At 70.9% G+C, this 26,355-nt stretch carries 25 protein-coding genes and 2 pseudogenes; 10 read left to right on the top strand and 17 right to left on the bottom strand.

Features of this window, described 5'->3' with window-relative positions; genetic code table 11:
- Positions 1–79: 79 nt before the first annotated feature.
- From ACFWP5_RS06860 to ACFWP5_RS06845, 4 genes and pseudogenes are all read right to left on the bottom strand, one after another.
- On the bottom strand, positions 80–418 hold the full coding sequence (locus ACFWP5_RS06860; RefSeq protein WP_384151360.1) for a GMC oxidoreductase: 339 nt from the start codon (positions 416–418) through the stop codon (positions 80–82).
- Between the two features lie 350 nt (positions 419–768).
- Positions 769–942 (bottom strand): annotated as a pseudogene (locus ACFWP5_RS06855) (GMC family oxidoreductase N-terminal domain-containing protein); the annotation flags it as partial.
- 2 nt (positions 943–944) lie between these two features.
- Entirely contained in the window at positions 945–1,211 is a 267-nt protein-coding gene (locus ACFWP5_RS06850; RefSeq protein WP_384151357.1) for a hypothetical protein, read from the bottom strand.
- 95 nt (positions 1,212–1,306) lie between these two features.
- Complete coding sequence (locus tag ACFWP5_RS06845; protein ID WP_384151354.1) at positions 1,307–1,447, bottom strand: hypothetical protein; 141 nt, start codon at positions 1,445–1,447, stop codon at positions 1,307–1,309.
- Between the two features lie 15 nt (positions 1,448–1,462).
- Here ACFWP5_RS06845 and ACFWP5_RS06840 point away from each other — a divergent pair, with 15 nt between their 5' ends.
- The gene (locus ACFWP5_RS06840) at positions 1,463–2,233 is read left to right on the top strand and encodes a PucR family transcriptional regulator (protein WP_384151350.1); all 771 of its coding nucleotides are present in this window, start codon (positions 1,463–1,465) and stop codon (positions 2,231–2,233) included.
- A gap of 31 nt (positions 2,234–2,264) precedes the next feature.
- Here the strand turns inward: ACFWP5_RS06840 and ACFWP5_RS06835 are convergent, their stop codons facing one another.
- A complete protein-coding gene (locus ACFWP5_RS06835; protein ID WP_384151347.1) occupies positions 2,265–3,257 on the bottom strand; it encodes a phospholipase D-like domain-containing protein in 993 nt (330 codons plus the stop codon).
- A gap of 409 nt (positions 3,258–3,666) precedes the next feature.
- Here ACFWP5_RS06835 and ACFWP5_RS06830 point away from each other — a divergent pair, with 409 nt between their 5' ends.
- The 6 genes from ACFWP5_RS06830 to ACFWP5_RS06805 all read left to right on the top strand — a co-directional run bounded on the left by ACFWP5_RS06830 (position 3,667) and on the right by ACFWP5_RS06805 (position 10,045).
- Positions 3,667–4,197, top strand: coding sequence for an FABP family protein (locus ACFWP5_RS06830; protein ID WP_384151344.1), 531 nt, complete (start codon positions 3,667–3,669; stop codon positions 4,195–4,197).
- Between the two features lie 158 nt (positions 4,198–4,355).
- Positions 4,356–5,765: a condensation domain-containing protein gene (locus ACFWP5_RS06825; RefSeq protein ID WP_384151341.1), complete on the top strand. Its 1,410-nt coding sequence runs from the start codon at positions 4,356–4,358 to the stop codon at positions 5,763–5,765.
- 465 nt (positions 5,766–6,230) lie between these two features.
- Complete coding sequence (locus tag ACFWP5_RS06820) at positions 6,231–7,556, top strand: ABC transporter substrate-binding protein (RefSeq protein WP_384151338.1); 1,326 nt, start codon at positions 6,231–6,233, stop codon at positions 7,554–7,556.
- Complete coding sequence (locus ACFWP5_RS06815; RefSeq protein ID WP_384151335.1) at positions 7,553–8,506, top strand: carbohydrate ABC transporter permease; 954 nt, start codon at positions 7,553–7,555, stop codon at positions 8,504–8,506. Before ACFWP5_RS06820 ends, ACFWP5_RS06815 begins: the two co-directional genes overlap by 4 nt.
- Positions 8,506–9,396 carry a carbohydrate ABC transporter permease gene (locus ACFWP5_RS06810; RefSeq protein WP_384151332.1) on the top strand — a complete coding sequence of 297 codons (891 nt, stop codon included), beginning with the start codon at positions 8,506–8,508 and terminating at the stop codon, positions 9,394–9,396. The genes ACFWP5_RS06815 and ACFWP5_RS06810 overlap by 1 nt, the downstream gene beginning before the upstream one ends.
- A gap of 4 nt (positions 9,397–9,400) precedes the next feature.
- Positions 9,401–10,045, top strand: a complete 645-nt coding sequence (locus ACFWP5_RS06805; protein WP_384151329.1) for a hypothetical protein — start codon at positions 9,401–9,403, stop codon at positions 10,043–10,045.
- A 14-nt stretch (positions 10,046–10,059) separates the two neighbouring features.
- Here the strand turns inward: ACFWP5_RS06805 and ACFWP5_RS06800 are convergent, their stop codons facing one another.
- From ACFWP5_RS06800 to ACFWP5_RS06775, 6 genes are all read right to left on the bottom strand, one after another.
- Entirely contained in the window at positions 10,060–11,061 is a 1,002-nt protein-coding gene (locus tag ACFWP5_RS06800; RefSeq protein WP_384151326.1) for a hypothetical protein, read from the bottom strand.
- Positions 11,062–11,091: 30 nt separating this feature from the next.
- Entirely contained in the window at positions 11,092–12,372 is a 1,281-nt protein-coding gene (locus ACFWP5_RS06795) for a TRAP transporter large permease subunit (protein ID WP_384151323.1), read from the bottom strand.
- Between the two features lie 3 nt (positions 12,373–12,375).
- Positions 12,376–12,969, bottom strand: a complete 594-nt coding sequence (locus ACFWP5_RS06790) for a hypothetical protein (RefSeq protein WP_384151374.1) — start codon at positions 12,967–12,969, stop codon at positions 12,376–12,378.
- Between the two features lie 8 nt (positions 12,970–12,977).
- Entirely contained in the window at positions 12,978–15,107 is a 2,130-nt protein-coding gene (locus ACFWP5_RS06785) for a hydantoinase/oxoprolinase family protein (protein ID WP_384151320.1), read from the bottom strand.
- 99 nt (positions 15,108–15,206) lie between these two features.
- Positions 15,207–16,805 carry an FAD-dependent oxidoreductase gene (locus ACFWP5_RS06780; protein WP_384151317.1) on the bottom strand — a complete coding sequence of 533 codons (1,599 nt, stop codon included), beginning with the start codon at positions 16,803–16,805 and terminating at the stop codon, positions 15,207–15,209.
- Positions 16,806–16,863: 58 nt separating this feature from the next.
- Positions 16,864–17,961 carry a LacI family DNA-binding transcriptional regulator gene (locus ACFWP5_RS06775; protein WP_384151314.1) on the bottom strand — a complete coding sequence of 366 codons (1,098 nt, stop codon included), beginning with the start codon at positions 17,959–17,961 and terminating at the stop codon, positions 16,864–16,866.
- 243 nt (positions 17,962–18,204) lie between these two features.
- Between ACFWP5_RS06775 and ACFWP5_RS06770 the strand changes: the two genes are divergently transcribed.
- Positions 18,205–18,903, top strand: coding sequence for a DJ-1/PfpI family protein (locus ACFWP5_RS06770; RefSeq protein ID WP_384151312.1), 699 nt, complete (start codon positions 18,205–18,207; stop codon positions 18,901–18,903).
- A gap of 67 nt (positions 18,904–18,970) precedes the next feature.
- Positions 18,971–19,282 carry a hypothetical protein gene (locus ACFWP5_RS06765; RefSeq protein WP_384151309.1) on the top strand — a complete coding sequence of 104 codons (312 nt, stop codon included), beginning with the start codon at positions 18,971–18,973 and terminating at the stop codon, positions 19,280–19,282.
- Between the two features lie 81 nt (positions 19,283–19,363).
- On the opposite strand, the pseudogene ACFWP5_RS06760 reads toward ACFWP5_RS06765, so the two are convergent.
- Positions 19,364–20,300 (bottom strand): annotated as a pseudogene (locus tag ACFWP5_RS06760) (ADP-ribosylglycohydrolase family protein).
- A gap of 56 nt (positions 20,301–20,356) precedes the next feature.
- Here ACFWP5_RS06760 and ACFWP5_RS06755 point away from each other — a divergent pair.
- Positions 20,357–20,878: an AAA family ATPase gene (locus ACFWP5_RS06755; RefSeq protein ID WP_384151306.1), complete on the top strand. Its 522-nt coding sequence runs from the start codon at positions 20,357–20,359 to the stop codon at positions 20,876–20,878.
- Positions 20,879–20,892: 14 nt separating this feature from the next.
- Here the strand turns inward: ACFWP5_RS06755 and ACFWP5_RS06750 are convergent, their stop codons facing one another.
- The 5 genes from ACFWP5_RS06750 to ACFWP5_RS06730 form a co-directional block, all read right to left on the bottom strand.
- Positions 20,893–22,077: a flavin-dependent monooxygenase gene (locus tag ACFWP5_RS06750; RefSeq protein ID WP_384151303.1), complete on the bottom strand. Its 1,185-nt coding sequence runs from the start codon at positions 22,075–22,077 to the stop codon at positions 20,893–20,895.
- A gap of 80 nt (positions 22,078–22,157) precedes the next feature.
- The gene (locus ACFWP5_RS06745) at positions 22,158–23,243 is read right to left on the bottom strand and encodes an MSMEG_0565 family glycosyltransferase (protein WP_384151300.1); all 1,086 of its coding nucleotides are present in this window, start codon (positions 23,241–23,243) and stop codon (positions 22,158–22,160) included.
- Entirely contained in the window at positions 23,240–24,076 is an 837-nt protein-coding gene (locus tag ACFWP5_RS06740; protein ID WP_384151297.1) for a carbon-nitrogen hydrolase family protein, read from the bottom strand. The genes ACFWP5_RS06745 and ACFWP5_RS06740 overlap by 4 nt, the downstream gene beginning before the upstream one ends.
- Positions 24,073–24,924 carry a carbon-nitrogen hydrolase family protein gene (locus tag ACFWP5_RS06735; protein WP_384151294.1) on the bottom strand — a complete coding sequence of 284 codons (852 nt, stop codon included), beginning with the start codon at positions 24,922–24,924 and terminating at the stop codon, positions 24,073–24,075. The genes ACFWP5_RS06740 and ACFWP5_RS06735 overlap by 4 nt, the downstream gene beginning before the upstream one ends.
- Complete coding sequence (locus ACFWP5_RS06730) at positions 24,921–26,351, bottom strand: MSMEG_0567/sll0787 family protein (RefSeq protein ID WP_384151291.1); 1,431 nt, start codon at positions 26,349–26,351, stop codon at positions 24,921–24,923. Before ACFWP5_RS06730 ends, ACFWP5_RS06735 begins: the two co-directional genes overlap by 4 nt.
- Positions 26,352–26,355 lie beyond the last annotated feature (4 nt).

Here is a 26,355-nt window from a genome sequence, read left to right as displayed (position 1 = left end):
CGCCCGGCACAACCCCATGACGATCTCGTCGAGGTCGATGCCGCGGGCGACCTTCCGCGTGACGCGACGCCGAGCGGCGTCAACTCCCGTACACGCGCCGGGCGATGTGCTCCGCGATCATGATCGTCGTCGCGTTGGTCACCGTCGACGGGACCTCGGGCATGATCGAGGCGTCGACCACGCGCAACCCCGTCAGACCGTGCACCGCCCCCGACTCTTCGACGACGGCCCACTCGTCCCAGGGCCCGCCCATGGGCGCGGTCGAGGTCGGATGGCCGTAGGTCGAGATTCCGGCCGCGATCGCCGCTTCCAGCTCGTCGTCGCCCACTGCCTCACCCGGAACGAGTTCGGCGGCCACCGCGCCCGCGAACGGCGGGGTGCTCGCCAGCCGGCGTACGAGCCGCACGCCCTCCAGCATGCGGCTGCGGTCCCTGGCCGTCGCGGGTAGTTGTCGCCGATCACCGGAGCGTCGTGGGGATCGCGGCCGGCCAGCCGCACCGAACCGCGTGACTCCGGCCGGGTCACGGCCGTGGCGAGGAGGATCGCCCTGCCGGTCGGGCCGAAGGAGCCGTCCGGGAGGTGGGTCGCGACGATGCTGAGGTCCAGCTCACCGGCCTGCGCCTCGGGCGAGGCGAGCCACAGATGCGCCGCGAAGGCCGACGTCAGGGTCTGGTGCTCGGGCGCGAGAGCGAACAGCGAGTGGAAGAAGGGGTGGTCCTGCAACCGGCGGCCGACCGGGAGATCGGCGACCACGTCGATACCGAGCGCCCGCAGATCCTCGGGCGGGCCGACGCCCGAGCGCAGCAGGATGGCCGGGCTGCCGTAACTCCCCGCGGAGAGCACCACTTCACCGGCCCGGAAGTCCGTCCCCGACGCGCTCACGGCACCCCGCGCCACCCCGTCCTCGACGATGACCTTGTCGATCGTGATGTCACTCAGCACCGTCAGGTTGGGGCGGCTGCGCACACCTGCGGTGTCAGGTACACCAGCGCGGAGTTCTGGCGCACCCCGTCGACGATGTTGACCGGGTAGCCGCCGGTGCCGTCCTGCCGGGCGCCGTTGAAGTCGTCGTTCCGCCGGAACCCCAGATCCGCCGCGCTGTCCACGAACGCCCGCAGCGAGGAGGTGAGTTCGTCGTACGTCCACTGCCGGATCGGGAAGGAACCGGTACGGCCGTGGTAACTGTCGTCCCCGGTGGGCGTGTTCTCCATGTCCCGGAACGTCGGGAGGACTTCGTCGCACGACCAGCCCTTGATCGGCCGCCGACGCGCCCGGCAGAACGTGCCGCTGCCCACCGTGATACGGCCTACCGCGTCGGCGTGAAGTACTTCTGGGAGTCCGTGGTCGCCGAAGCCACCACAACTGCCCTGGTGGGCAACGACATTCTGGTCGCGGCGGCCACCGCCATGTGGGAGATCCAGGACGGCATCACCGAGGCCATGGTCACCGGCTACACGACGCCGTGGCCCAACGGCTCCTCGTCGGCGACAAGGAACGCTCGGCGCTGGTGGAAGCACTCCTGGAGGGCAGGAGCATGGACGCCGACGCCGTGTGGTCCGCGGCGGAGGTGCTGCGCGTGCCGCGCGACGGGCCGTTCACCGTGGTCGCCGCCGAGGCACCCCGGATCGGCCGGCGGGCCCTGCCGGACATCGCGGTCCAACTGACCCGGCGTGGCATCCGGTCCGCCTGGCGACTGCGCCCCGATCTCCAACTGGGCATCGTGCACCTGCGCACCCCGCGCGATCTGCCCGACCTGGTCGAGGTGTTGCGGGACCACGCGGAGCGACGCGTGGGGGTGAGCCCCTCCTACGACGACCTCAACCGCACGGGCGACGCCCTGCGCTTCGCCAAGGTCGCGATGCGCGGCGGCAACGCGGAGAGCAGCGCCGTGACCGTCTTCGACGACTCACCGCTCGCGGTCGCCACAGCCGGTGCACCCGACGTCATGGCCCGCGTCGCCACCCAGGTCCTCGGCCCCATCGAGGCCCTGCCCGCCGACGAACGCGCCCTGCTGCTGGACACGTTGGACATCTGGTTCGAGTGCGGCGGATCCGCCGAGGAGGCCGCCAAGCAGCTCTACGTCCACCCCAACACCGTGCGCACCCGCCTGCGCCGTATCGCCGAACGCACCGGCCGCTCCCTGACCGACCCCCGCGGCATCACCGAACTCGCCCTGGCGCTACGCGCCGTACGCCAGACTCCGAGGCCCCCGACCTCGGAGTCCGCGAGCTGATCCCGCAACTGCCGGGACGCACGGGGTCGTTCTAGGCGGCGGTACCGCCCGCGTAGTCGCTCTTGAACGTGGTCTCGATGGTGGTGGCGACGGACTGGGCCACTCCCGTACCGGTGAGGATGATGCCCAACTCCCGGTTGTTGGAGAGGGAGTTGCTGCTGATGTTCATCGAACCCGCCTCCACCTCCTGGGTGGACAGGCCGTAGTCGGCGACCATGGCCTTGGCGTGGATGTAGAAGCCGTCGGGGTCGGAGTAGCCGACGACCGTGCCGCCGGCCGCTTTGATCGCGGACACCTCGCTGGAGTAGTCGGACGGGGTCTCCAGCACCACCCGTACGGTCACGCCCGCCTTCGCTCTGGCCACGATCGCGTTGACCACCGTGCTGTCGCTGAACTCCAGTTCCTCGACGTCCAGCGTCGTGGTGGCCGCGTTGATCACGGTGAGCAGCCGGCTGCGGGAGTCGGTGGGGGACCAGAGCAGATGGTCGCCGTCGGTCGGGGTGATCGAGGTGCCGGCGTAGTCCGCGTCGAAGACCTTCTCGATCGCGGCGACATCACGGGTGTCGTCGGTGAAGACACCGTAGTCGCGGCCGGTCGCGTAGTACTGCGCGGTCAGATTGCCGGTCAGGACAAGCGACTTGGTGGCGTCCACCGTGATCGTCTTCTGGTGGGTGTAGACGAAACTGGACGGTGACCACACCACGCCGACGCCCGCGTTCGTCAGGGCCGTGTACGCCGAGCTGTTGGCGGACTGGTGCGCGCGGTCCAGGACCACGCGCACGGTGACGCCCTTCTTCTCCAGGGCTATCAGGTCGTTGACGGCCGTGGTGTCCTCCAGCTCGTACATCGTCATGTCGAGCGAGGAGGTGGCCGAGTTGATGAAGTCGTAGATGGCCGGCTCGCTGCTGGTCTGCGAGAAGGCGAAGGCGGTGTAGGTCGCGGCGTTGGCGGGGACGGCCGTGACGAAGAGGGTGGCGCCGGCTGCCAGCGCGACACCCGCGCGGCCGAGGAACGTCCTCAACATGTGTGACTCCTAGTCGAGTTGATGCCCACGTGGGGGGTGGCGGGCAGGTGCATGACACCACGCGCGTAGAACGCGGTGGAAGAGAAGCTCGGTGAACTCGGGATTACCTGCCGTGAGTACGGCCGGACAAAGGGGACTTCGGGCAGGTGGGGGGCGGTTCATGGGGTCCCCGCGAGTTCGCAAAAACTTCGTAGTAGGCGGATCGGGCGATCGAGAGCACATCGCCCTCTTCGGGTGCCGTGCGTCGGCAGCGCCCCAAAGGGGCGCGGGGCTGTATCGATATGCGGCTCCGCCGCGCGGGCGCGACCAGCCACGACGGCGCGGCACTGGAACGACGGCATATCGGGGCACTCCGTGCGGAGCGCTTAGGCTGCGCCCCGACACCCGCATCGACCACAGGAGCGCCCCCGTGTCCAACCCTCCGTACCCCGACACCCACCGCCCCGACGAGAAACCCGCCCCCCACCCGCTGCTCGCCCCCGTACTCGGCCTCCTCGGCCACTGGCACGGCCGGGGCGAGGGCGAATACCCCACGCTCGACGGGGACTTCGCGTACGCGCAGGACGTGACCTTCAGCCACGACGGCCGCCCCTTCCTGCACTACGAGGCCCGCGCCTGGATCCTCGACGCCGACGGCACACCGCTGCGTCCGGCGGCCCGCGAGAGCGGCTGGTGGCGACTGCAGCTCGACGGCCGGGTGGAGGCACTGATCACCCAGCCCACCGGCATCGCGGAGATCCTCGTCGGCCGCGCCACCGACGGCACGGTCGAACTCGCCACCCACGAGGTCGCCCTCGCCCCCACCGCCAAGAAGGTCACGGCCAGCAGCCGTCGGTACACGCTGACCGACGACTCCACGCTCACGTTCGACCACGAGTTGGAGGCCGTGGGACAGCCGCTGCAACACCATCTCTCGGCGCGGCTGCGGCGCAGGGACTGAAATGGAGTGATCAGAAAGCCTGTTCACGGCGTTGCTTTCCGAATATCCGATCGTTGATCTCCTTATGCAGTGAGCGGTGCCCGAGCGGCATGGAGGCATGGATCGACAGTGGTGCCCGGCGGCCTCCCGTGGGCAGGCGAACGGAGAGCCCTGTGCGCATGACCGACCTTCAGCGGTGCGAGATCCGGCCCGGACGACTCGTCGAGTGGACGCTTCACCCGGCGGCCGTAGGAGCGGCGCGGGCGCTCCCGGACGACGCGCGGCCACCGGCGTACGTGCAGGAGTCCCACATCCGTACGGCGCGCTCGGTGCGCGAGGACGGGCTGTTCGTGCCGACCTGGCTCGGTACCGCCTTCGACATGCCGGGGCGGATCGAACTCGACGTCCTCCAGGGCGCGTTGCGCGCCTGGATGCTCCGGCACGAGACGCTGCGCAGCGGCTTTAGGTGGGCCGGTGACGAGATGCGGCGCTTCACCCTGGACGCCGACGCCGTGGCCCTGCACCGCGAGGACGTGGGGGAGTTCGCGGACGCGGGGACGCTGACCCGGTACATGCAGGACCGTTTCGATGTGACGGCGGACGCGCTCACCTGGCCGAACTTCCTCTTCGCGGCGGTCGTCCGCGACGACGGCACGAGCGTCTACCTGGCGTTCGACCACAGCAACGTCGACGCCTACTCGCTCCATCGCATCGCGGGGGAGGTCCACGAGCTGTACGCGGCCGGCCTCGTCGGCAAGTCGGTCGAGTCGGCGCCCGTCGCCAGTTACATCGACTTCTGCGCGGGCGAGCGCACGGACGCCGACCAGATCGACGACACGCACACCGTCGTGTCCCGCTGGCGCGAGTTCATCGCCCGCTGCGACGGCAAGCTGCCGAACTTCCCCGTCGACCTCGGCCTCGACCCCGAAGGGCCGCTGCCCACCCAGAAGTTCCTCCAGGAGATGCTCGTCGACGACACGGACGCGGCGGCCTTCGAGGCGTACTGCCGCCCCTACGGCGGAAGCCTCGTCGGCATCCTGGCGGCCGTCGCCCTCGCCGCCCGCGAGATCAGCGGCCTCGACGTGTACCGCACCGTCGTCCCCTTCCACACCCGGGCCAAGTCCCGCTGGGCCGACTCGGTCGGCTGGTACGTGGGCGGCGCCCCGATCGAGATCCCCGTCCAGCACGCCACCGACTTCGACCACGCCCTGCGCATGGTCCGTGCCACCCTCCGCGAGAACCGCCCGCTGGCCCGTATGCCCATCGCCCGCGTCCTGCGCCTGCTGGGCGCCGACTTCAGGCCCACGTCCCCCGACCTGTACTCGATCGTCTCCTACGTCGACTCGCGCGCCCTGCCCGGTTCGGAGCGCTGGCAGGAGCTGAAGGCGTACGGGCTGATCCGGGTGTCGTACGGCGACCAGGTGTGCGCGTGGGTGACCCGGGTCCACGAGGGCCTGCAGTTCGCGTGCCGTATCCCGGACAACGTGATCGCGGACAAGAACATGCGGCTGTGCATGGAGCTGGTGCGGGAGCGGCTCGTCGCGGTGGCCCGGGAGTCCTTGTCGGCGGCGGTCGGTCCCGCCTCGTAGCGATCGGTCCCGTCTCGTGGCGGGCGGGGCGCGCGGCACCTCACCCGCACCGTCCGGCACCTCACCCGCACCTCACGCGTACCTTCCGGTACCTCACCCGTACCTTCCGGCACCCGCGCCCCGCGGATCCGATCAAGCATTTGCTGCAGCACCGTTGACCGTACGGACGGACGGCACCTACGTTTCCTGGAGGTGAAAGCGCTTGCCACGCCTCACCATCCGTCCAGCGTGGCCCGGTGGGCCGCGTCCCCGAACCCTGTCATTCGCCCGCCCGACGGAGAGATCCCAGCGATGACGCGCACATCGCGGTCTTCCTCCCGGTGGCTCCCCCCACCCGCAATGACCGACGACCGTCGACGGTGATGCACGGGCCCCCGGCCGGCCCTCCCGCACGCCCATGCCGGTGAGGGCGTCCGCCCCTGACCTCCGACATCGATGTCGAAGCCATGCCCAGGAGGCCTCGCCATGACACGACCGAGCATCCGCCGGAGACGAGGCACTCTCGGCACCGTCGCAGGCACCGTGCTCGCCCTGCTCCTCGCCGGCCTCACCGGCTGCGCGGACGGCCAGAGCACGGAAGCGGGCGGGAAGATCAGCCTCACCTTCGCCTGGTGGGGCAACGACGACCGCGCTCAACGCACCAACGACGCTGTGGCCCTCTTCGAGAAACGCCACCCGAACATCACGGTCCGCACCTCCTTCGCCGGCTACCCGGCGTACGTGCAGAAGCTCGCCACCCAGGCGGCGGGCGGCGATCTGCCCGACGTGGCCCAGCTCGACTACCGGCAGATATCCCAGTACGCGGGCAGCGGCACCCTCCTGGACCTCGGCCCCTACCTCAAGAACGGCACGCTGCAGACAGCCGACTTCGACAAGACACTCACCCGCACCGGCGTCTACGACGGCAAGCAGTACGCCCTCCCGATGGGCAAGGGAACGACCGGCGTGGTCTATGACGCCGCCGTCTTCAAGAAGGCCGGAGTCGCGACGCCCCGGCCCGGCTGGACCTGGGACGACTGGGCCGAGGCGGGCAAAAAGATCAGCGCGCTCGGCATGAAGGGCCCCAACGGGCATGCCTACACCGGCCTCTCCGACCTCGGCGTGAACGAGGACGCCTTCGAGACCTGGCTGCGCGGCAGGGGCAAGGACCTCTACGCCTCCGAGCACCGACTCGGCTTCACCGCCGACGACTTGACCGCCTTCTGGACCTTCACCGACAAGCTGCGCCGCGCGGGCATCGTCTCGCAGGCCAGGGACACCGCCCAGGTCGGCGGCGCCGTCGAGGACACCCCGATGGGACGCGGCATCGCGGCGACCGACTTCAACTGGGACGCCCCCTTCCTCGGCTACCCGCCCCTGCTCGGCGACCAGGTCCACTTCGCGCCCGTCCCCACGACCGACGGCACGGTGGGCCAGTACTTCAAGCCGACCATGCTCATCGGCGCGGGCGCGGGGACCCAACACCCCAAGGAGGCGGCCGAGTTGATCGACTTCCTGCTCAACGACCCCGCCGCGGGCAAGATCCTCGGCGTCACCCGCTCCACACCCCCCAACGAGAAGATCGCCGAGGAGATGGGAAAGGGCCTCACCGGCCCGGAGAAAGAGGTCTACGACTACGGCCGCGAGATCGCCGCCCACGGCACATCGGCCCCACCCCTGGCACCACCCCGCGGCGACGTCGTCCTCCAGGTCTCCTTCACCCGCGACTACCAGCGCGTCTCGTACGGCATGGAGAGCCCGCGAGGCGCCGCCGAGGAGTACGTCGCCGAGGCGAAGCGGGAGCTGCGATGACCACCACAGCGACCCCGCCGCCCCGCACCGCACGTGCCACCGCGACACCACAGGTGAGCCGGAAGCGGGGTCAACGCAGCGGCCCCGCCTACGTCTTCCTCTCGCCATGGATCCTCGGAGTCGTCCTCCTGACGCTCGCGCCCATGGCCGTGTCCCTGTATCTGTCGTTCACCGACTACAACCTCTTCGACCCGCCCAAGTGGGTCGGACTGCGCAACTACAGCGACATGTTCACCGCGGACCCGAGGTACTGGCGCTCGGTGGGCACCACGCTCCTGTACGTAGTGGTCGCGGTCCCCCTCAAACTCGCCCTCGCCCTGGGCGTCGCACTGCTGCTCGGCAACACGCGCAAGGTCAGGGGTTTCTACCGCTCGGCCTTCTACGCACCTTCGCTGCTCGGCGCGAGCATGGCGGTCGCGCTGGTGTGGCGGGCGCTCTACAACGACGGCGGCACCGTCGACGAACTGCTGTCCTCCATCGGCATCCACACCGGCGGCTGGGTCTCCGACCCGCACCTCGCGGTGTTCGTCGTCGCGCTGCTCTCCGCCTGGCAGTTCGGCGCCCCGATGGTCATCTGCCTCGCCGGACTGCAGCAGATCCCGGCCGACCTGTACGAGGCCGCCGCACTCGACGGCGCCGGACGGTGGCGACGGTTCGTGTCCGTGACACTGCCCATGCTGTCCCCGGTGGTCTTCTTCAACCTCGTCCTGGAGACCATCCAGTCCTTCCAGGTCTTCACCCCCGCCTTCGCGATCAGCGGCGGCAGCGGCGGACCCGCCGACTCGACCGAGTTCTACACGCTCTACCTCTACGAACGGGGCTTCACCGCCTCGCACATGGGCTACGCCTCCGCCATGGCCTGGGTCCTGCTCCTGGCCATCGGCGCGGTCACGCTCGTCCTCTTCAGGACCTCGCGCTCCTGGGTCTTCTACGCCAACGAGGGGGCCTGATGGCCACGACCGCGCCGGACTTCAAGAGTGCCGCCGGCCTCAAGACCGACGCCGGCCGCACGCGCGCCGCGGCGATCGCGAAACACCTCGGACTGCTGGCCGTACTCCTCGTGCTGCTCTACCCGTTGGCGTGGCTGCTCGCCACCTCGCTGAAGCCGGCCAACGAGGTCCTCACCAGCCTCAAGCTGCTGCCGAACCACATCGAGTGGTCGAACTACACCACCGCCCTCGACGGAATCAGCGGCGTCTCGATATCCCGCCTTCTCCTCAACTCCCTGCTGATCAGCGTCGGTTCGGTCGTCGGGAACGTCGTGTCCTGCTCCCTCGCCGCCTACGCCTTCGCCCGGTTGCGCTTCCGGATGCGGGGCCCGATGTTCGGCTTCATGATCGCCACGATGATGCTGCCGCACCACGCCGTGCTGATCCCGCAGTACATCATCTTCAACAAACTCGGCATGGTGGACACCTATTGGCCGCTGATCCTGCCCAAGTTCCTTGCCACGGAGGCCTTTTTCGTCTTCCTCATCGTCCAGTTCATGCGCGGCCTGCCCCGCGAACTCGACGAGGCCGCCCGCATCGACGGCTGCGGACCGTTCCGTATCTTCTGGTCGGTCGTCCTCCCGCTGACCCGCCCGGCACTGATCACCACCGCGATCTTCACCTTCATCTGGAGCTGGAACGACTTCTTCACCCAGCTGATCTACCTCTTCGACCCGGAGAAGTTCACGATCACCCTGGCCCTGCGCAACTTCGTCGACCAGTCCAGCACGTCCGCCTACGGCCCGATGTTCGCGATGTCGGTGATCTCGATCGTGCCCATCGTGCTGTTCTTCTTCGCCTTCCAGCGCTACCTGGTGCAGGGCATGGCGACCTCCGGCCTGAAGGGTTGAGCCCATGAGTTCCTCCGTGCCCCAACGCCGGGAACCGGGCGAGCTGTTCGGCCCGCGCTTCACCCTCTTCGCCGACATGCTCGCCGTCGGCCTGGCCACGGCGGTCGCCTCCCTCCCCCTGATCACCGCTCCTACGGCGTTCGCGGCGGCCTGCGCCGTCCTGCGACGGTCGATCCGCGAGGACCGACCGGTGACTGTGGGGGAGTACGTCGCCGGGTTCCGCGCGCACGGTCTTCGCCGTTCCCTGCTGGCGGGCGTGATCGTCTTCGGCGCCGTGACCTTGGTCGTCCTCGACCTCGCCCTCGCGAGGGCAGGTCTCCCGGGCGCCCGTCCGATGTCATGGGCACTGACCGCTCTCGCGGTAGCGGGACTCGTCCTCGCCCTGCGCGCCGCCGCCGATCCGGAGGCGGCGCGCGGTTGGCGTCCGGCCCTGAACCGGGCCGCGACACGCTCCGTCGCGGACCCGACGGGCTGCGCCCTGATTGCGGCGGCGGTCGGACTGTGCGTCGCCTTCCTGTGGATGCTGCCACTGCTGGCCCTGCTCCTGCCCGGGCCACTGGCCTTCGCGATCACGGCAGTTGAACTGCGCGGAGAGCCTCCGTCCGACACGGAAGCAGAAACCGGACCTCCTTTGCGCAGGCATGGGTGAGGCGGCCAGTTGGGTCAGCCCCGGGCCACCGCGATGGACCCCGCGAGCCGCTCTCCCGCCTCGTAGACCATGTACGGGACGCCGCCATCGGTGCCGAAGGAAGGTGACGCGGAGCGGCCGTTCTCCGGGGCCGCGCTGCGTGAGTTGTAGAAGACGCCGAGGTGGTTGCGCTTGCTGAAGTCGTTGCCGACCTCGGTGATCATGATGTCGCCGCCGCTCTCCTTGTCCTTGTTGTAGACGACGTAGGTGCTGTTGTTGCGGTTGAGAAGGTGCGGGCCCCCGATGTTGACGGCGCCGACGTCGCTGTGCCGGACCAACGGCTGCTGGTCGTAGGTCCAGGTGCGGCCGTCGGCGGACCAACCCCAGTGGATGTCACGGTGGTTGGTGGTGTTGTTGAGCATGAAGACCATCACGTAGCGGGCGCCGCGTGAGGGCAGGTCCTGACGGAAGACCCGGGCGTACGACGTCTCCGTGGTGCCCGCCGGGAGCATGGACGCCGACAGCACGACCTTGTCGTACGTGAAGTGGATGCCGTCGGCCGAGCGGGCGAGGCGGGTCGTGGTGTTCTCGCCGTGGAAGTACAGCCAGAACTCTTTGGCGTCCGCGTTCCACAGCACGTGGGGCGAGGAGACGTGGCTGACGGAGTAGTACGGGGACCACTTGTTGGAGACGATCGGGTTCGACGGGTACTCCGTGAACGGGCCTTCGAGCGAGTTGCCGTAGGCCAGGCAGATCCCACCGGGCGCGTCGTGCGGCGCGTAGTACAGGTAGTAGCGGCCGAGGGGGGAGGCCAGCTTGTCGTAGACGCCTCTGATGGTGGGGAAGATGATCTCGCCGGTGGGGTTGTACTTCAGCTGAGACGGCGTCAGAAGGGTGCGGGCGTAGGTGTAGTCGGGAAATCCGCCGGGCGCCGCGGCCGCGGTCTGGGCGCCCAGGGACGTCCCGACGGCGAGGGCGGCTCCGGTGGCGGCGGTGGCGCGCAGGAAGAGACGCCGGTCGAGGTGTTGCTCGTGCATGGCGGGCTCCAGTTCCGGAAGGTGTGCGGCTCAGAGGTAGGTGGCGGCGGTGACGCACAGGCCGCCGAGGGCGACCGCCCAGACGTACGGCAGGGTGCGCACCATGACCTGTTGGGGAGTGACGCCCGCGTACTGGGCGCTCCACACGGTCTGGGTGCTGGTGGGGTCGGCGACGCCGAAGACCTGGTTGTACGAGGTGGCCATGCCGAGGACGGCGACCGCGGGGTAGATGCCGGTGGCGATGAGGACGCCGGCGATGCCCGCGCCGAGCCCGAACACGTTGAGGGGGCCGCGGTAGAGGCACAGCGGGACGAGCAGCGTGAAGACGAGGACGAACACCACGGGGTTGTGCGGGCTGACGGCCTTGACGAGTGGTTCGAGCGCGTCGACGGCGCCGGGCAGTTTTACGGCCGCCAGCAAGATGCCGATGGCGATGAACAGGGCGATCGGCGGGGCGGCCACCTCGAAGCCGCCGTACAGGGTGCGCAGCAGCCGCTTGTTCATCTCGCCGGGCCGGGTCGTGGTGACCAGCGCGTACAGGACGCCCGCCAACAGCGAGGGAATGATGGCGAGTTCGAAGCCCAGGGCGAGAACGAGCGGGACGGCGGGGGCGAGCAGCGCGTACCAGGGTGCGTCGCCCAGCTGCTGTCGTCGTGAACGAGGCTTGGCGTCAACGGACTTGAGCGACCAGGCGTGCTCGGTGCCACGCCGTCGTGTCTCGATGAGGACGAACGCGAGGGCGGCGGCCAGGGCGAACGGGAAGAGCTTCTCCATGAAGCCGCGCACGGTCGGGATCGGCAGATCCAGCGCGGTGGAGAAGAACTGCCACAGCGGCAGCTCGAAGGGGATACCCACGGCGATGCCCATCAGCACCGTGCCCGCGGCGGTCACCTTGGGCACGCCGACGGCGATCATGGCGGGGATGCCGATGATGCCGGCGAGCATGGCGGCGGGCGCCGAGCCGGTCACCGTACCGACGAGTGCGGACACGGCGAGGACGCCGAGGGCCACCACGGTCGGGCGGTCACCGCCGAACTCGACGATCTTGCGGACGAGGGTGCCCGCGATGCCGGTCTCGTCGAGGAGCTTGCCCAGCCAGGACCCCAGAATGATCGCGATCATGGTGGCGGCCAGAGCGGGCGCGCCCTCCTGGAGAACGGTGTCCAGGACGCTGTTCTTGCCGGTGAACGGTGCCCCGGCGAGGAAGGCGATGACGACCGCGAGCAGGGCCAGCGCGAAGGCGGTGGGCAGTCTGCGGGTGAGCATCAGGGCGACGCCGGCCGCCATGACGAGAAGGATGACGACACCCATGGGTCAGTTCTCTCTTCCTGGCGGGGTGAGCGCAGCGCGCAGCGCGGCGGTGAGGAGCAGGGGGCTGCGGCCGAGTCCGCAGACGGTTCGGGCATAGGCGTGCGCGGCGACTTCCTCCGCACCGGCGACATGGCCGGCCAGGCGGTGGCGTCCGAGGCGCAGCACGGTGTGGTCGAGCGCCTGCTTGAGGGCGGCCTTCGCGGGGCCGTGGTGGAGGTGGGCGTGCACGGCCTCGTGGGCCAGCGCGGCGGCGCGCACCGAACCCGGCGGGTACCAGGCCCGCCAGCCGCGGGCGTCGACCAACTCCTCGGCGAGCGCGAGCGTGTCGGTGTAGAGCTCGACCGTCGGGGGCCGTGACGTGTAGCGGGCGAGCAGCATCCGCTCCAGCCCGTCGTCCCGCTCGACCACGCGTGCGGTGGACGCAACGGGGGCGAGCCGGGATCCGAACTCGTCGGCCCTGCGGGCCCATTGACGCAGCAGCTCGCGGTCCCGGCCCTCGTGGGTGGGCGTGGCGGCCAGCAGCCGTACGCCCCATTCGACATCGTCGACGGACGCTGGATCCATCAACGCACGCCCCTGGACGGCGAGTTCACCCATTCTGGCTGTCATGACCGCACCTCCAGGACCGCGACCACGGGCTCGTCGGCCGCGCGGGCCCGCAACTCGCTCCGGGCCAGCGCCAGTAGAGGCTGGGGATCGAGGATGCCGGACAGGTCGGCGATGCGGGAGCCGAGCAGCAGCCGCAGGGCGGGAGCGCGTACCCCGCCGTCGCCGTACGAGGTGGACTCGCCCACCAGCCGGGCGAGCACCTCCGGGGCGGCGGCCACGGTGGTGGTCTCCACGCGGGCGTCGGTGGCGTGGTGGCGTACGACGCCGTCCACGTCGACGATCCGGACGGGGCGGCGGGTCGGCCGCAGGCGGCGGTGCGTCTGGGTGCCGTAGACGGTGTGCGAGGCGGTGCCCGCGAGGACGTGGACCGCCGCGGGGTCGGTCTTGAGGCTGGCCGCCGCGGCACGGAGCCGCTCGGTGTCGTCGGCGCGGTGGGACCGGTCCTGGGTGCGCAGTTCGGTGGCGCCGGTCGCGACCGCGCGCACGGTGTTGGTCTGCGGGTCGACGGTGACCTCGACCTCGACGCCTTCGGCAGCCGCGCCCTGGGCGACGACCGCCCGCTCCGCCTCGGCCCGGACGGCGAGGATCTGTTCCTGCGTGGCGCCGGGCACGATCCGCTCGACCTGTTCCCGTACGAGTGCGAGGGCGACGCCGATGGGGCTGATGACCTCGTTGTGGCGGGCGATCCGTCCCTCCATCCCGCTGGTGTGGGCCAGGTGCGGGGTGACGGACGCGGCACCGCCGCCCCCGCCGACGAGGACCGCCGTGTCCTTGTCGAGGCGGTAGTCGCGGACCATGGCGTCCACCACCGTCTTCACCTGGGCGACACCCGCGTCGAGGATCCGTGTCGCCGCGGTCGCGACGTCGGTGCCGAGATGCGCGGCCAGCGGCGCGATCGCGGCCCGCGCGCTCTCGGGATCGCAGCGGGCGAAGTCGCCCTCGGGGACGCGGCCGAGGGCATTGGCGGCGCAGGTCATGGTGACGGCGAACCGCCCGCCCGCCGCGTCGATCACGGCGTAGTCGGCGGGGTCGCCGTCCATCGGCCGGACGGTGTCCACCTTGGCGTCGCGCAACTGCTCCGGGGAGGCGAAGCAGGCGTACGGCAGCCCCGCGATGTGCGCGCTGCGCGGCCCCACACCCGTCACCCGGCCACCGCCGATCCGCACCATGGAACCGCCGCCGACGCCGACCGTGCGCACGTCGAGCGCGCTCAGATACGAGGTCTTGCCGAGGATGGTGGCGTGCCGGACGGCGACCTTGCCGCGGCGTACGACGCTGATGTCGGTCGAAGTGCCTCCGGTCTCCAGGAACACGCCCTCGCTCACCCGCTCCTGCATCAGAGCGCCCGCGACTCCGGCGGCCGGTCCCGACAGGACCGTCAGGAGCGGTCGGCGGCGCATCTCGTCGAGCGCCATCACGCCGCCGTCGCAGCGCATCACCATCAGTGGCGCGGTCACGCCCGCCTTGGTGATGGAGGCGTCGACCAGGTCGGCGGTGGCCAGCATGCGGGGCAGGATCGCCGCGTTGACCACGGCGGTACGGGTGCGCTTGTGCAGTCCGTACAGCGAGGTGATCTCGTGCGCCGCGGTCATCGGCAGCCCGTACGGCCGTGCCGCGTCCAGGACCGCCTGCTCGCCCTCGGGGCGGTCGACGCTGAACGGCTGGCTGGCGACGAGGACTTGAGCGCCTTCGCCCTTCACCTCTTCGACGGCGCGGCGGACGGCTGCCGTGTCCTCGGGGTCGGTGACATGCGCGTAGGCCAGCGGAAGCCTTTTGCCGGGGGCGAGTTCGAGCTTGCCGAACGCGGCGAGGCGGCGGGTCAGCACCGCTGAGGGGCCGCTCCCGATGCCGATCAGGCCGACGGTCGCCACATCGCCCTCCAGAAGGGCGTTGGTCGCCTGGGTCGTGCCGTGCGCCAGGAAGGTGATGTCGGCCGGGGCGCTGCCGGTCTGCTCCAGCAGCCGGTCGAGCGCCTCGACGATGCCGTGTGCGACGCCGTCCTCGTGATGGTGGCTGGTGGGGACCTTGACCTGCCCCAGGAGTTCGAGGGTCGTGGCGTCCACGGCCACGGCGTCGGTGAAGGTTCCGCCCACGTCGATGCCGACGCGGATACGGGGTGTGTTCATGTCCTGGCACCTCCTTGTGCTGGATCGGTTCGCGCCGGCGGTCACCGGGCGGGGCGCGTGGAGCCGCCCCGCCCGAACTCCCGCCCGTGCGTGGGTAGTTCAGTAGCCGCGTACGTCCGGCCAGTGGCGTTGCACTCCGTCGCGGTCGAGCAGCCGCGCGAACTCCTCGAACCGCTTGTCCTCGGCCTGTACTTGGTGCGGTTCGACGTCCTCGGCGACGCAGTGCGCGGCCAGAGCGCCGGCGACTTCGCCGACGTTCCACTCCACCGGGTGGAGCCGGTAACAGCCGTTGGTGATGTGCGTGGTGCCGATGTTCTTGCCGGCCGGCAGCAGGTTGCGCACCCGGCGCGGCACGAGTGCGCCGAGCGGGATCTCGAACGGCACCGACCCGATGTCGATATAGCCGTCCCCGCCGGTCGAGGGATGCAGGTCGATGCGGTAGCTGCCGACACCCACCGAGTCGCGGTACCGCGTGCCGCCGTAGGGGCCGACGAGATCGATCGCCACGTCGTGCTCGGTGACCGTGGTGACCGCCTTGATACGGCGGGACTCGCGGACGTACGCCGCCTTGGCCAGTCCGTCCGCCGTGCCGGTCACGTCCGGGCGGATCCGCAGGCCCGGGAAGCCGGTGCCGCCGTCCGTGCGCGGCGCCTCGGTCTGCAGCCAGTGCAGCACCGACAGCGACAACTGCCGTGCCTCGCGCAGCGCTTCGGCCTCCTGGCCGATGTATGGCTTGAGCCAGTAGTCGTTGAGCGGCCAGTTGACGAGCGTGATGTCGGAGTCGAAGGCGCCCGGCGCGTGCAGCTTGCGGGCGAGGATGCGGCGGAAACCCCACAGTTCCTTGTCGCCGGCATCGGCGCTCTGGTCGGCCGAGACGCCGAGCGGATCGAGATCCGGATTCGGTACGAAGGTCCGCGGCACCGGCTCCAGCGTGCGCGGGTCGGGCGCCTCGAAACCGAGCAACGGGCCCGGCCAGAACGAGGGTTGGTAGGTGCGCCAGAAGCCGTAGTCCCGCGGGCGGTCGATCGTGTGGTCCTCGCCCTCGTGGTGGGAGAGCGCGAAACAGACCGTGATGCCCTGCTGGTTGAGAGGCTGCGCCTCGTCCGGAGCGTGCGGCTCGTCGAACTCGGCGCGCGCCTCCGCCCCGTTCGCGTGCTCGACGTCCGCGAGGTGGAGGAGTTCGCCCGTCTCGGTGGCGTCCAGGACGTAACGCGCGGTGAGGGTGCGATGCGTCCCCTCGCGCAGGTCCTCCAGCGTCACCGACCGTACGACATCGTTGTCCGACTCGGCGGAAACCGGCCGGTGTTCGGTGAGTACGGTCAGTCGTCCCGCTGCCCGGTGGGGCGCGAGCATGCCCTCAAGGACGGCGAGGGAGACCCTCGGCTCGTGGCAGAGCTTGCTGACACGGCCCGCTCCCGGGTTGAGGTCGGTGAGTGCCGAGGCCTCGGCCCGCAGCGGGTACCAGTGGCGGTAGTAGTCCCGGATCTCCTCGCGCAGCCGCCGGTACGAGGCGGTCGTGCCGAACCGCTCGACCCACGGGTGCTCGTCGGGTGGTACGGCCTGGCTGGTCAGCTGGCCGCCGATCCAGTCCGTCTCCTCGGTGAGCACGACGGTGCGTCCTGCCCGGCAGGCGGCGAGTGCGGCGGCAACGCCACCGAGGCTGCCGCCCACGACGAGGATGTCGGCTTCGGGTATCACGCTTCTCCTTGCTGCTGGTTCGCGTTCGGTGGGGGACAGGGGTCTGCCGGGACCGTGGTCAGGAACGGGGATGCGGTGGTCCGGTCGTCAGGCCCGGGCGGAAGACACAGCTGACGAGTGGCTCCCGTGCCTCCTCGCCCGCGACGAGTGCGGCCAGCAGGCGCACCGCTGCGGCGCCCAACTGCGGCCGGGGGATGTCGAATCCGGTCGGTTCGGGCTCACCCGCCAGATCGGCGGGCGGGCTGCCGAGCAGGGCGAGCGACACCTCTGCGGGGCAGTCGAGACCCGCCTCGCGTACGGCGGAGAGCAAGCCTCGCCAGGCAGCGCCGGTGTCGGTCTCCTCCGCGACGAAGGCCGTCACCCCTTCGCCGACCCAGGCCCGCAGCCGTTCGGGCGTGAGGTCCCGCTGCGGATCCGCGGACCGGAAGACGGTCGTGGGCCCGGAGGACAGACCCGCCGCCTCCAGCCCTTCCAGGAAGCCGAGTTGACGGTCCGCCGAGGCGGGCGCGTCGTCGTCCTCGCGGACGAGGACGATCCGCTGATGCCCCAACTCGGCCAGACTGCCCACGACTTCACGCGTGGCCTCGACATAGTCCGCGCCCACCCATGCCACGCCCTCCAACTCCTCGCGGCGGCCCAGGTGGACGACCGGGAAGCCGTCCTCGACCAGCCGTTTGAGCTCCGCCCGGGGTGTGTGCCGACCGAGGAAGAGACAGCCGTCGGCGAGCCGGACCCGGCTCAGGGCGTCGGGACCCGCGGCCCCCGCGCCGCCGGTGCTCGACCCGGTGAACAGCACCAGGTCGTAGCCGAGCGCCGCCGCCTCGCGCTCCACACCGACCAGGAAGGGGTAGTACGAGTGCTGCACATCGGTCGGGAAGGTGGCGGTGAAGCTGAAGACTCCGAGGAGGTTGTTGCGGGCGGCGGCCAGGCGCCGGGCGGCCGGGTCGGGAACGTAGCCGAGGCTGCGGGCCGCCTCCAGGACGCGACGGCGGGTCTCCTCGGAGATGACGCGTCCCTTGGCGTCGGGCTTCGGGGAGAGCACCAGCGACACGGTCGCCTGGGACACTCCCGCCAGCCGAGCCACCTCGGCCTGGCGGGGCCGTGAGGTACGTCCGGCGGGAGCGGGCGTACGGCCGGGCCGCTTCCTGGGTTCCACGGGGCTTCATTCCTCCGGGGCAGATCGTTAATGCGTATTAGGTAATGCGCATTAACGAGAGACTGTGCGCTTCTCCACCCCGTGGGTCAAGCCTTGGGACAGAAGTTTCCGTGCGGTCGGCATGGCGTGGCGAGATCCCGTCGGACCCTGTCACCGAACCCTCTGGTTGCCTTCCGTCACCCCTTCTACGGTCGAGGGAGAGGCCGGCGAACGGCCGGCACCCCCTCCCACGGAAGACGCCACATGCACGTCCACGTCCAGATCGTCCTGTTCGACGGCTTCGACCCGCTCGATGTCGTCGCTCCCTACGAGGTCCTGTACGCCGGTGGTGCCGCGTCCGGTGGCGCGGTCACGGTGGAACTGGTCTCGGCCGAAGGCCCCCGGGACGTCGTCAGCGGTACCGGTGGCCTGATGCTGCGGGCCACCGGAACACTCGACCCGGCCCGCTCCGGGCTCGTTCTCGTGCCGGGGGCCTCCGGCCGGGTCGGGGAGCCGGGCGAGGTGCCCGACACCGATGCCGACAGCGAACCGGTGTGGCGGCAGGACGAGTTCATCCCCGTCCTGCTCGGACGCACTCTGAGCACCGAACTCCCCGGTCTGCTCAAGGCCGCCATGGACAACCCGCGGATCACCGTGGCCGCGGTGTGCGGCGGCTCGCTGGTCCTGGCCATGGCCGGACTCATCGAGGGACGCAACGCCACCACCCACCACCTGGGCCTGGACATGCTCGAAGCAACGGGCGTGTATGCCGTTCACGCCCGTGTCGTCGACGACGGCGACTTGGTCACCGGCGCCGGCGTCACCTCCGGCCTCGACCTCGGCCTGTACCTCCTGGAGCGCGAGATCGGTCCGCAGATCGCCCACGCCGTAGAGGAACTGTTCGCACACGAACGCCGCGGCACCACCTGGCGGGCCCACGGTCCGGCCCCCGCCGCCGTGTGACACCCGGTCCACATCCGCACCGAGTCCGCCGCCCACTGCTCGCCGCCGTCGTAAGGAAGAACCACCCATGCCCATTGAAGGCGTCTGGGACCTGACCATCGCCACGCCCGTCGGCCGTATCAAACCCGTCGTCGAACTGAGCCGGGAGGGCGACGAGTTCACCGGAGTCGCTCACGGCGCGGGCGAGGAGGTCCCCCTTCGGGACGTCGTCGTCGACGGCGACCGGATCACCTGGAAACAGGCGGTCACCAAGCCGTTGCGCCTGAACCTGACCTTCGCGGTCACCGTCGAGGGCGACGCCCTCACCGGTACCTCGAAGGCCGGCCGCCTCCCTGCCTCAAGGGTCACCGGCCGACGCCGACTCACCGGCACCGACTGAGCCGGTGAGTCGGGACCGGACCGGGCGTTACGTATGGAGTACGCGGAGACGTCGTCGGTGCACTGCGAGCAGGGGCCCCGACTACACGCTCCCCTGACGGGCCGCCGTGAGTGAATCCCATCCACTCCAAGCGGGGATGGCCTCACGCGCTTCCCGCCAGGCGGACGGTATGCCACCCGTGCCCGTGCGGGCCGCGACGACGCCTCCCACGATCGCGCAGGTCGTGTCCCGGTCGCCCCACCCGGCGACTGTCCGCCACAACGCTTCGGGCAGGTCGTCCAGTTGACCCGCGGCGGACCACAGGGCGAACGGCACGGTGTCCGGAGCGGAGATCAGCGTGCCCGAGCCCAGGACGGACGCCGCGTGTCGTACCGACGTCCGGTCGGAGAAGTTCGCGGCGACCAGCAGGCCGGAGCGGACGTCGCTGTCCGGCACGTGCGAGGCGATCTCCCGCAGGAACTCGGCGCGTGGCGCGGCCTGTTGACCCGCACCGGCGGCCGCGAGCGCGGCGGCGACCGCCACGGCCATCGCCCCCGCGACGGCCTCCGGGTGGGCGTGGGTGGTCAGTGCGGCACACCCGGGCCTGCCCGGCGGCGGTCACCAGATCGTCCTGGAACCAGGCCCCCAGCGGGGCGACCCGCATCGCGGCGCCGTTTCCGTAGGAACCCTGTCCGCCGAACTGTCCGGTGGTGACCGCCCGCCAGTCCTCACCGGCGCCGATGCGCCGCAGGACGCTGTGCATGGACGGGCCGTACTTGCGACCCATGTCCCGCTCGTACTCCGCCGCGAACTCCCTTGCCAGGACGTCCGGTTGAATCTCCCCGTGGGCCACCAGGTGGGCGAACAGGACGAACGCCATGGCCGAGTCGTCCGTCCACAACCACGGCGCGGGGCGCAGTTCCCGCGCGGCCCACAACTCCTCGGCGGACTCGTCGGACCGGGTGAACCAGCCGTCACCGAAGGCGTCTCCCGTCACCAGCCCGTCGAGGGAGGCGTGGGCGTGGTGCGGACTGGTCATGGTGGGGCTCCTGTCAATGATCGGCGGGCACCGCACATCGTAGTTAGGGTGCCTGGATGGAGCGGATCTTGGTGGTCGGGGCGACGGGCGCGGGCAAGTCGACGCTGGCCAGGGCCGTGGGCGAGCGGCTGGGACTGCCGTACTACGAGATGGACGCCCTCTACTTCGCCGGCCCCGACTGGACCGTCAACGAAGGCCTGGCCGACGATGTCCTGCGCCTCACCTCCGAACCCCGCTGGATCATCGACTCGATCGGCTCGCCCGAAGTCCGTGATCTGCTCTGGGGGAAGGCCGACACGGTGGTCTGGCTGGACTACGCGAGAGGCGTGATCATGCCGCGCGTGCTGCGCCGCTCACTCCGGCGCACGGTCACCCGCGAGAGCATCTTCGGCGGCAACAGGGAGACTTGGGCGGGCTGGTTGAGCCGGGAGCACCCTGCCTGGTGGGCCTGGTCCCAGCACGCGGGGCGGCGGAGTGAGATCGAACGCCGGACCACCGACCCGCGGTTCGCTCCGCTCGTCACACACCGGTTCGCCCGACCCGACGAGACCGCCGCCTGGCTGGCGACCCTGCGCTGAAGCGCTCGGTCCGGTCAGAGGAAGGGCGTGCCCGCGTCGAGTCCGGAGAGGACCCGGCCGTACAACTCCAGGTTGGTTGTCGGGTTGACGAAGGAGTGCAGGCTCAGCGCGTGCAAGTCGCGTACGGCTCGCTGGACGGGGACGTCCCGGTGGAGGGAAGACGCACCTGACGCGGAGGCGATGAGGTCCACGGCCTCCTTGCACAGACGGGTCGTATAGCCGCTCTGCGCGCGGATCCTGGCCCGGTCCGCCTGCGTGTACGGATCGCCGCTCTCGGCCGCGGCCTCGATCCGGGCGACGAACTCGCCGGTCAGCAACTCGGCGCAGGAGATCTTCATCGCCGCCTCGGCGGCCTGCAGATGCGTGACGCCCGCCTCGTACTGCCGCTCGTGGAAGGTGTACGTGATGCCCCGATGGTGGATGCGCTCGGTGAACTCCGTGAGGGCCGCCCGGGCCAGGCCCAGCGCGTTCGGTGCCGTCCAGGCACAGAACAGCATCAGGACCGGCATCCGGTAGAAGGGGTCGTCGGCGTTGGCCTTGGAGGGGAAGTCACCGCCCAGCAAGGGCCCGACGGGCAGGACGCGGTGGGCCGGCACGAACACGTCCCGCGCGACGACGCTGTTGCTGCCGCTCCCCGCCAGCCCCGAGACGTACCAGTCGTCGAGGATCTCCAGATCGGACATCGGTACGGCGGTCCACAGCACCTCGGGCGGGCCGCCGTCGGACTCGACCCGGGCTGTCAGGAGATGCCAGTCGGCGTTCTGGCAACCGGTGGCGAAGGCCGAGGTGCCGTTGACGACATAGCCGCCGTCCGTCGCGACCGCGACGGCATCCGGGATGAGCGTGCCGCCGACCCGAACGTCCGGGCTGGTGAAGATCTCGTCCTGGGCCTCGTCGGGGAAGAGCGCGGCGATGTACGAACAACCGGCCTGGATCAGCGCCATGAAGCCGGTCGAACCGCACCCGGCGGCGATCTCGCTCAGCACGTCGACCTGCGTGCTCAGCCGGCTCTGGTAACCGCCGTACCGCCGGGGGACGTTCATCCGGTAGACCCCGGCGTCCGTCAGCGCCGACACCACTTCCCCCGTCACCCTTCTCTCCTGCTCGGTGCGCAACGCGTGCTCGCGGACGAGGGGTTGGATCGCCCGTACGCGTTCGACGAGGCCGGCATCTGACGGGGGCGCTGAGGACGGAGCCATGGACGACCTCCGGGCACGACGGAGCCCTCACCGTGACGCGGATCGGGTGCGGTGTCAACGCCCTTGTTGACAGGGGCTGTTCACGGGGGAGGGCTCAGCGAGCGGTAGAAGTCGAGGTGGCTGCGGGCCGCCGCGTCCCAGGTGTGACGGGCGGCGAGGGCGCGTCCTGCGGATCGCCGGACCGGGTCCTCGCTCGCGAGCGCGTGGCCGAGTTCGGTGGCCAACTCGTGAGGAGTGGCCGCGAATTGGGCGGCTGCGCCGAACACCTCACGCAGCACGGGCAGATCCCGTACGACCAAGGGGACACCCGCGGCCAGCGCCTCCATGGCCGCGAGACCGAAACCCTCCTTGAGCGACGGGAACGCGAACGCGTCCGCCGCCGCGACCAGGGACGGCAGCTCGTCCTCGTCGACCTGCCCCAACACCACCGGTTCTACGGCGAGTTCGGCGGCCCGCGACTCCCAGCTCGCCCGGTAGTCGCGGTAGTCGAAGAGCGTCTCGCCGCCCGCGATGACCAGCCGGACGTCGGGTCGGGTGGCGTGAAGGAGGGCGTAGGCCTCCAGGAGGTCCAGCGAGCCCTTGCGGGGTTCGATGCCGCCGACGGTGAGGATGTACGGGCCGAGACGGGAGCGCCAACTCGCCTGCGCGGCCGGGTCGGTGGCGGCGAAACGGTCGTAGGCCACGCCGTTGGGAATGACCTGCGCCTCGATGCCCCAACCGGCGGCCAACTCCCCGGCGACGGCTCCCGATACGCAGATGTGCGCGTACGGCTCGACGATCGCGCGCTCGTGGCAGGCGGCCAGTTCGGGGGTGGTGAAGTGGTCGAGGTGGTGGACCGTGCGGACGCAGTGGCCGGCCGCGTTGGCGCTGATGCAGTCCTGGGCGTGGACGACGTCGTAGGGCGTGGGGTCGAAGGCGGTGCGGAGGGTGGCGATGGAGCGCAGGATGCGTTCGCCGACGGTCTCCGCGGGCGGGCCGTCGGGGAACGGGACGATCTGGAGCCGTACCGCCGGGCTCACCGGACGGAAGAAGCCCGCGTCGCCGCCCCGGCCCAGGGTCCACACCGTGACGTCCTCGCCCAGTGCCGCGAGGGCCTCCGCGAGGGCGAGGGTGTGGACGACCCCGCCGCGCGGCTTGGTGGAGTAGCTGAGCAGGGCGATCTTCACGTACGGGACTCCCGGTAGGCGTCGGGGCGGCGTTCGTCGAGGTGGCGCAGGACGCGGCGGGCGCGGTCGGTCTCGGCGGCGACGTCGATCTCGGCGACGGCGAGGCCCGCCTTGGACCAGGTACGGGCGAGGATGTCGCCACCGGGGCCGACGACTTTGGCCTGGCCGAGGAAGCGCATGCCACCCATGGCGCCGGTCTGGTTGGAGGAGGCCAGGACGACCTGGTTCTCGGCGGCGCGGGACTGGTCGTAGAGGTCGAAGAGCCGGGCCTGGCGGTCCTGGGCCATGCGCGGGGCGCGGTTGGTGATGCTGGTGGGCCAGGCGGAGAGGCAGGCGAGGATCTCGGCGCCGTCCAGGGCCAGCGAACGGGCCGACTCGGGGAAGGTCTTGTCGTAGTCGATGAGCATGCCCAGGCGGCCGACGGGGGTGTCGAAGGCGTCGAAGCGGTCGCCCGCCGTGTACGCGGCGACCTCGCCGGCCGGGAGGTGAACCTTGCGGTGCCGGCCGAGGACGCCGTCGCCGCTGACGCACACGGCGGCGTTGTAACGCTCGGTCCCGCCGTCCTCGCAGTAGCCGACGCACACCACCATCTCGGCTGCCAGACGCGCGACTTGAAGGATCAGCGGGTCGTCCGGCTTGAGCGCCGGGGGCAGCGTCTGCGGGTCGGGGTGGCGCAGGTCGGCGAGGTAGCCGCCGAGAGTGGCGTCGGGCAGGACCAGCAGTCCGGCGCCGGAACCGCGGGCGTCGTCGATGAGTTTGGCGACGCGGGCCAGGGCGAACTCCAGGTCGCGGCCGAAGTGGGCGGCCGCGGCCGCGATCCGGATGGTGCTCATGCGGTGACTGCTCCCGGGGCTGGTCCGTAGGTCTCGGGCCGCCGGTCGCGCAGGTGCCCCATCGACCGGCGGGCGGTCTCCAGGGCCTGTACGACGTCGAGTTCGGCGACGGCGATGCCGGAGGTCACGCCCGTGTCGGCGAGGATCTCGCCGCCCGGGTCGACGACCTTGGCACTGCCGACGAAGCGTAGCGACCCGAAGGTGCCCGCCTGGTTGGCGGACAGCCACACGATCTGGTTCTCCAGGGCGCGGGCCCGGTCGAACAGGTCGAAACGCCGCTTCCAGCGGTCCTTCTCCAGGTCCGCGCTCGCGTTGGTCCGCGCACCCGGCCAGGCCGACACGCACACCCCGATCTCGGCGCCGTCCAGGGCCAGGGCCCGCGCCGACTCCGGGAACGCCTTGTCGTAGCAGATCATCATCCCGATCCGGCCGACCGGAGTGTCGAAGGCGTGGAAACGATCCCCGGAGGCATAGCTCGCGTCCTCGCTGAGCGGCTGGTGGACCTTTCGGTGGTTGCCGAGGACACCGTCGCCGGTGACACAGACGACGCTGTTGTAGCGGGCCTCCCCGGCGGCCTCGCAGTACCCGGCCACGACCGTCAACTCCCCGGCAAGGGCGGCCAGTCGGCGAATCTCGGGGCCGTCGAGGGCGAGCGCGGGCGGGCCCTCGTCCAACTCGCTGTCGTCGTCCAGGCTGAGCAGATAACCGCCCAGGCACGCCTCCGGCAGCGCGAGGAGCCGCACGCCCTGCTCCCCGGCCTCCTTGATCAGCCGTTCGGCGATCGCGAAGTCCTCTTCCAGGTCGCGGCCGAACTCGGCGGCCACGGCCGCCATCCGCAGCGTGCTCATGCCGTCCCCATTCCGGTCACCGCGGAGGCGACCGCCTCGGTGATCTCTCCGTCGGGCCAGCGCAGCCCGACCCCCTGCCCGGCGGTCAACTCCCCGCACACAGCGCCAGTTGCGGGCCCAGCCGGCAGCGGAGGCGCGTGCGGCTCGTCGGCGGTGAGCATCGCGAAGCCCGGGAAGCAGGTCAGCCAGTCACCCATGGACGCACCCGCCGGACTGGGCACGGCGGCCACGTCGAGCACCGCCCCGCAGCCGCTCGCCTCGGCCAGCATCCCCAGCGTCCCGGCGATCCCGGCCATCGACACGTCCTTCGCGGCGGCCGGTCGCGCGGCGGCCACCGCCCTTGTCATCGTGCGCAGTTCGTCCGTACGGCGACGGCTGGTCGAGTCCCACTGGCGGCCCCGGTAGCCCGCGCGCCAGCCGCCGCCGAGGTCGGCCGTGAGCCGTACGGCATGCCCGGGACGCCCGCCGCCGCCGGGCACGGGCCGGTCGGTGCGGCCGAGCGCGGTCACCGACAGGGCGGCGGGGACGCCGAGTTGGGTGTGACCGCCGAGCACCGGGACGCCGTAGGCCCGCGCCGCCCGGGTCAGTCCGGCGAGGACCAGCGCGGCGTGTGTGGCGTCGCGAGCACCCACCGCGTCCAGCAGCCCGACCGGTGAAGCACCCATCGCGGCAAGGTCGTTGACGTTCACCAGGACCGCGCACCAGCCCGCCCACTCCGGGTCCCGTTCGACCATCGACGGCACGATCGCGTCGCACGCGGCGATCACGTCGGTGCCGGGGACGGGCGCGCCGTCGTCACCGACGAAGCCGGGCGGCGCGGGCAACGCGGCGAGCAGCGGGCCGAGTGCGGACTTGGTGGACGCAACTTGGGCCGCGATTCTGCCTATTGGCCACCGCATCAGGACATGCGGTGCGTTCGCCACGGTGGTCGGACGGACGGATCGCCAGCCCAGTCGCCGGAAGAGCGGTTCGTTGCGGGCCTGGACGGTCGCGTCGAAGCGCAGGACTCCGTCACTCTCGGCCCGTGCGCACGCGGCCCGGACGAGGGCCGCGCCGATGCCCTGGGGTCCGCGCGCGCCCGGCGCGACGACCAGCCTGCCGCCCGCCCACCAACCCAGGTCGGGCCCGTCGTCGACCGGCCCGAGCCGGACCCCGCCGACGACGGCACCCGCCCGGTCCTTGGCGACCAGCACCACCGTGCGGGGATCGGCGTCACGGTCGTCCAGATCGTGCCCGTCGAACAGCCTCTGTTCGTGCACGAAGGTGTCCTGGCGCAGTCGGCGATAGTCCGCCAACTCGCCCTCACTGGCGGCCTCTTCGACGTGGAAGTCGGGTCGGCGCGCGAGTGTGCTGCGGTCGCCGAGCAGGGCCAGGATGTCGAACGGCCGGTCCGTCGCCGGCGCTGTGCTGGAACCGTCGAGGAGCACGCCC

This window comes from Streptomyces sp. NPDC058469 (assembly GCF_042721125.1).
GTDB lineage: Bacteria > Actinomycetota > Actinomycetes > Streptomycetales > Streptomycetaceae > Streptomyces.
The sequence above is the reverse complement of the archived record's forward strand: the minus strand, read 5'-3'. Positions and strand labels throughout refer to the sequence as shown.

Bases quoted from the DNA above. Each gene is read 5' to 3' on its own strand.
- ACFWP5_RS06805 (WP_384151329.1), top strand. From the start codon at position 9,401: ATGAGTTCCTCCGTGCCCCAACGCCGGGAACCGGGCGAGCTGTTCGGC.
- ACFWP5_RS06740 (WP_384151297.1), bottom strand. From the start codon at position 24,076: ATGAGCACCATCCGGATCGCGGCCGCGGCCGCCCACTTCGGCCGCGAC.
- ACFWP5_RS06755 (WP_384151306.1), top strand. From the start codon at position 20,357: ATGGAGCGGATCTTGGTGGTCGGGGCGACGGGCGCGGGCAAGTCGACG.
- ACFWP5_RS06800 (WP_384151326.1), bottom strand. From the start codon at position 11,061: ATGCACGAGCAACACCTCGACCGGCGTCTCTTCCTGCGCGCCACCGCC.
- ACFWP5_RS06820 (WP_384151338.1), top strand. From the start codon at position 6,231: ATGACACGACCGAGCATCCGCCGGAGACGAGGCACTCTCGGCACCGTC.
- ACFWP5_RS06835 (WP_384151347.1), bottom strand. From the start codon at position 3,257: ATGTTGAGGACGTTCCTCGGCCGCGCGGGTGTCGCGCTGGCAGCCGGC.
- ACFWP5_RS06790 (WP_384151374.1), bottom strand. From the start codon at position 12,969: ATGGGTGAACTCGCCGTCCAGGGGCGTGCGTTGATGGATCCAGCGTCC.
- ACFWP5_RS06850 (WP_384151357.1), bottom strand. From the start codon at position 1,211: ATGGAGAACACGCCCACCGGGGACGACAGTTACCACGGCCGTACCGGT.
- ACFWP5_RS06860 (WP_384151360.1), bottom strand. From the start codon at position 418: ATGCTGGAGGGCGTGCGGCTCGTACGCCGGCTGGCGAGCACCCCGCCG.
- ACFWP5_RS06765 (WP_384151309.1), top strand. From the start codon at position 18,971: ATGCCCATTGAAGGCGTCTGGGACCTGACCATCGCCACGCCCGTCGGC.
- ACFWP5_RS06810 (WP_384151332.1), top strand. From the start codon at position 8,506: ATGGCCACGACCGCGCCGGACTTCAAGAGTGCCGCCGGCCTCAAGACC.
- ACFWP5_RS06825 (WP_384151341.1), top strand. From the start codon at position 4,356: ATGACCGACCTTCAGCGGTGCGAGATCCGGCCCGGACGACTCGTCGAG.
- ACFWP5_RS06785 (WP_384151320.1), bottom strand. From the start codon at position 15,107: ATGAACACACCCCGTATCCGCGTCGGCATCGACGTGGGCGGAACCTTC.
- ACFWP5_RS06770 (WP_384151312.1), top strand. From the start codon at position 18,205: ATGCACGTCCACGTCCAGATCGTCCTGTTCGACGGCTTCGACCCGCTC.
- ACFWP5_RS06750 (WP_384151303.1), bottom strand. From the start codon at position 22,077: ATGGCTCCGTCCTCAGCGCCCCCGTCAGATGCCGGCCTCGTCGAACGC.
- ACFWP5_RS06795 (WP_384151323.1), bottom strand. From the start codon at position 12,372: ATGGGTGTCGTCATCCTTCTCGTCATGGCGGCCGGCGTCGCCCTGATG.
- ACFWP5_RS06815 (WP_384151335.1), top strand. From the start codon at position 7,553: ATGACCACCACAGCGACCCCGCCGCCCCGCACCGCACGTGCCACCGCG.
- ACFWP5_RS06735 (WP_384151294.1), bottom strand. From the start codon at position 24,924: ATGAGCACGCTGCGGATGGCGGCCGTGGCCGCCGAGTTCGGCCGCGAC.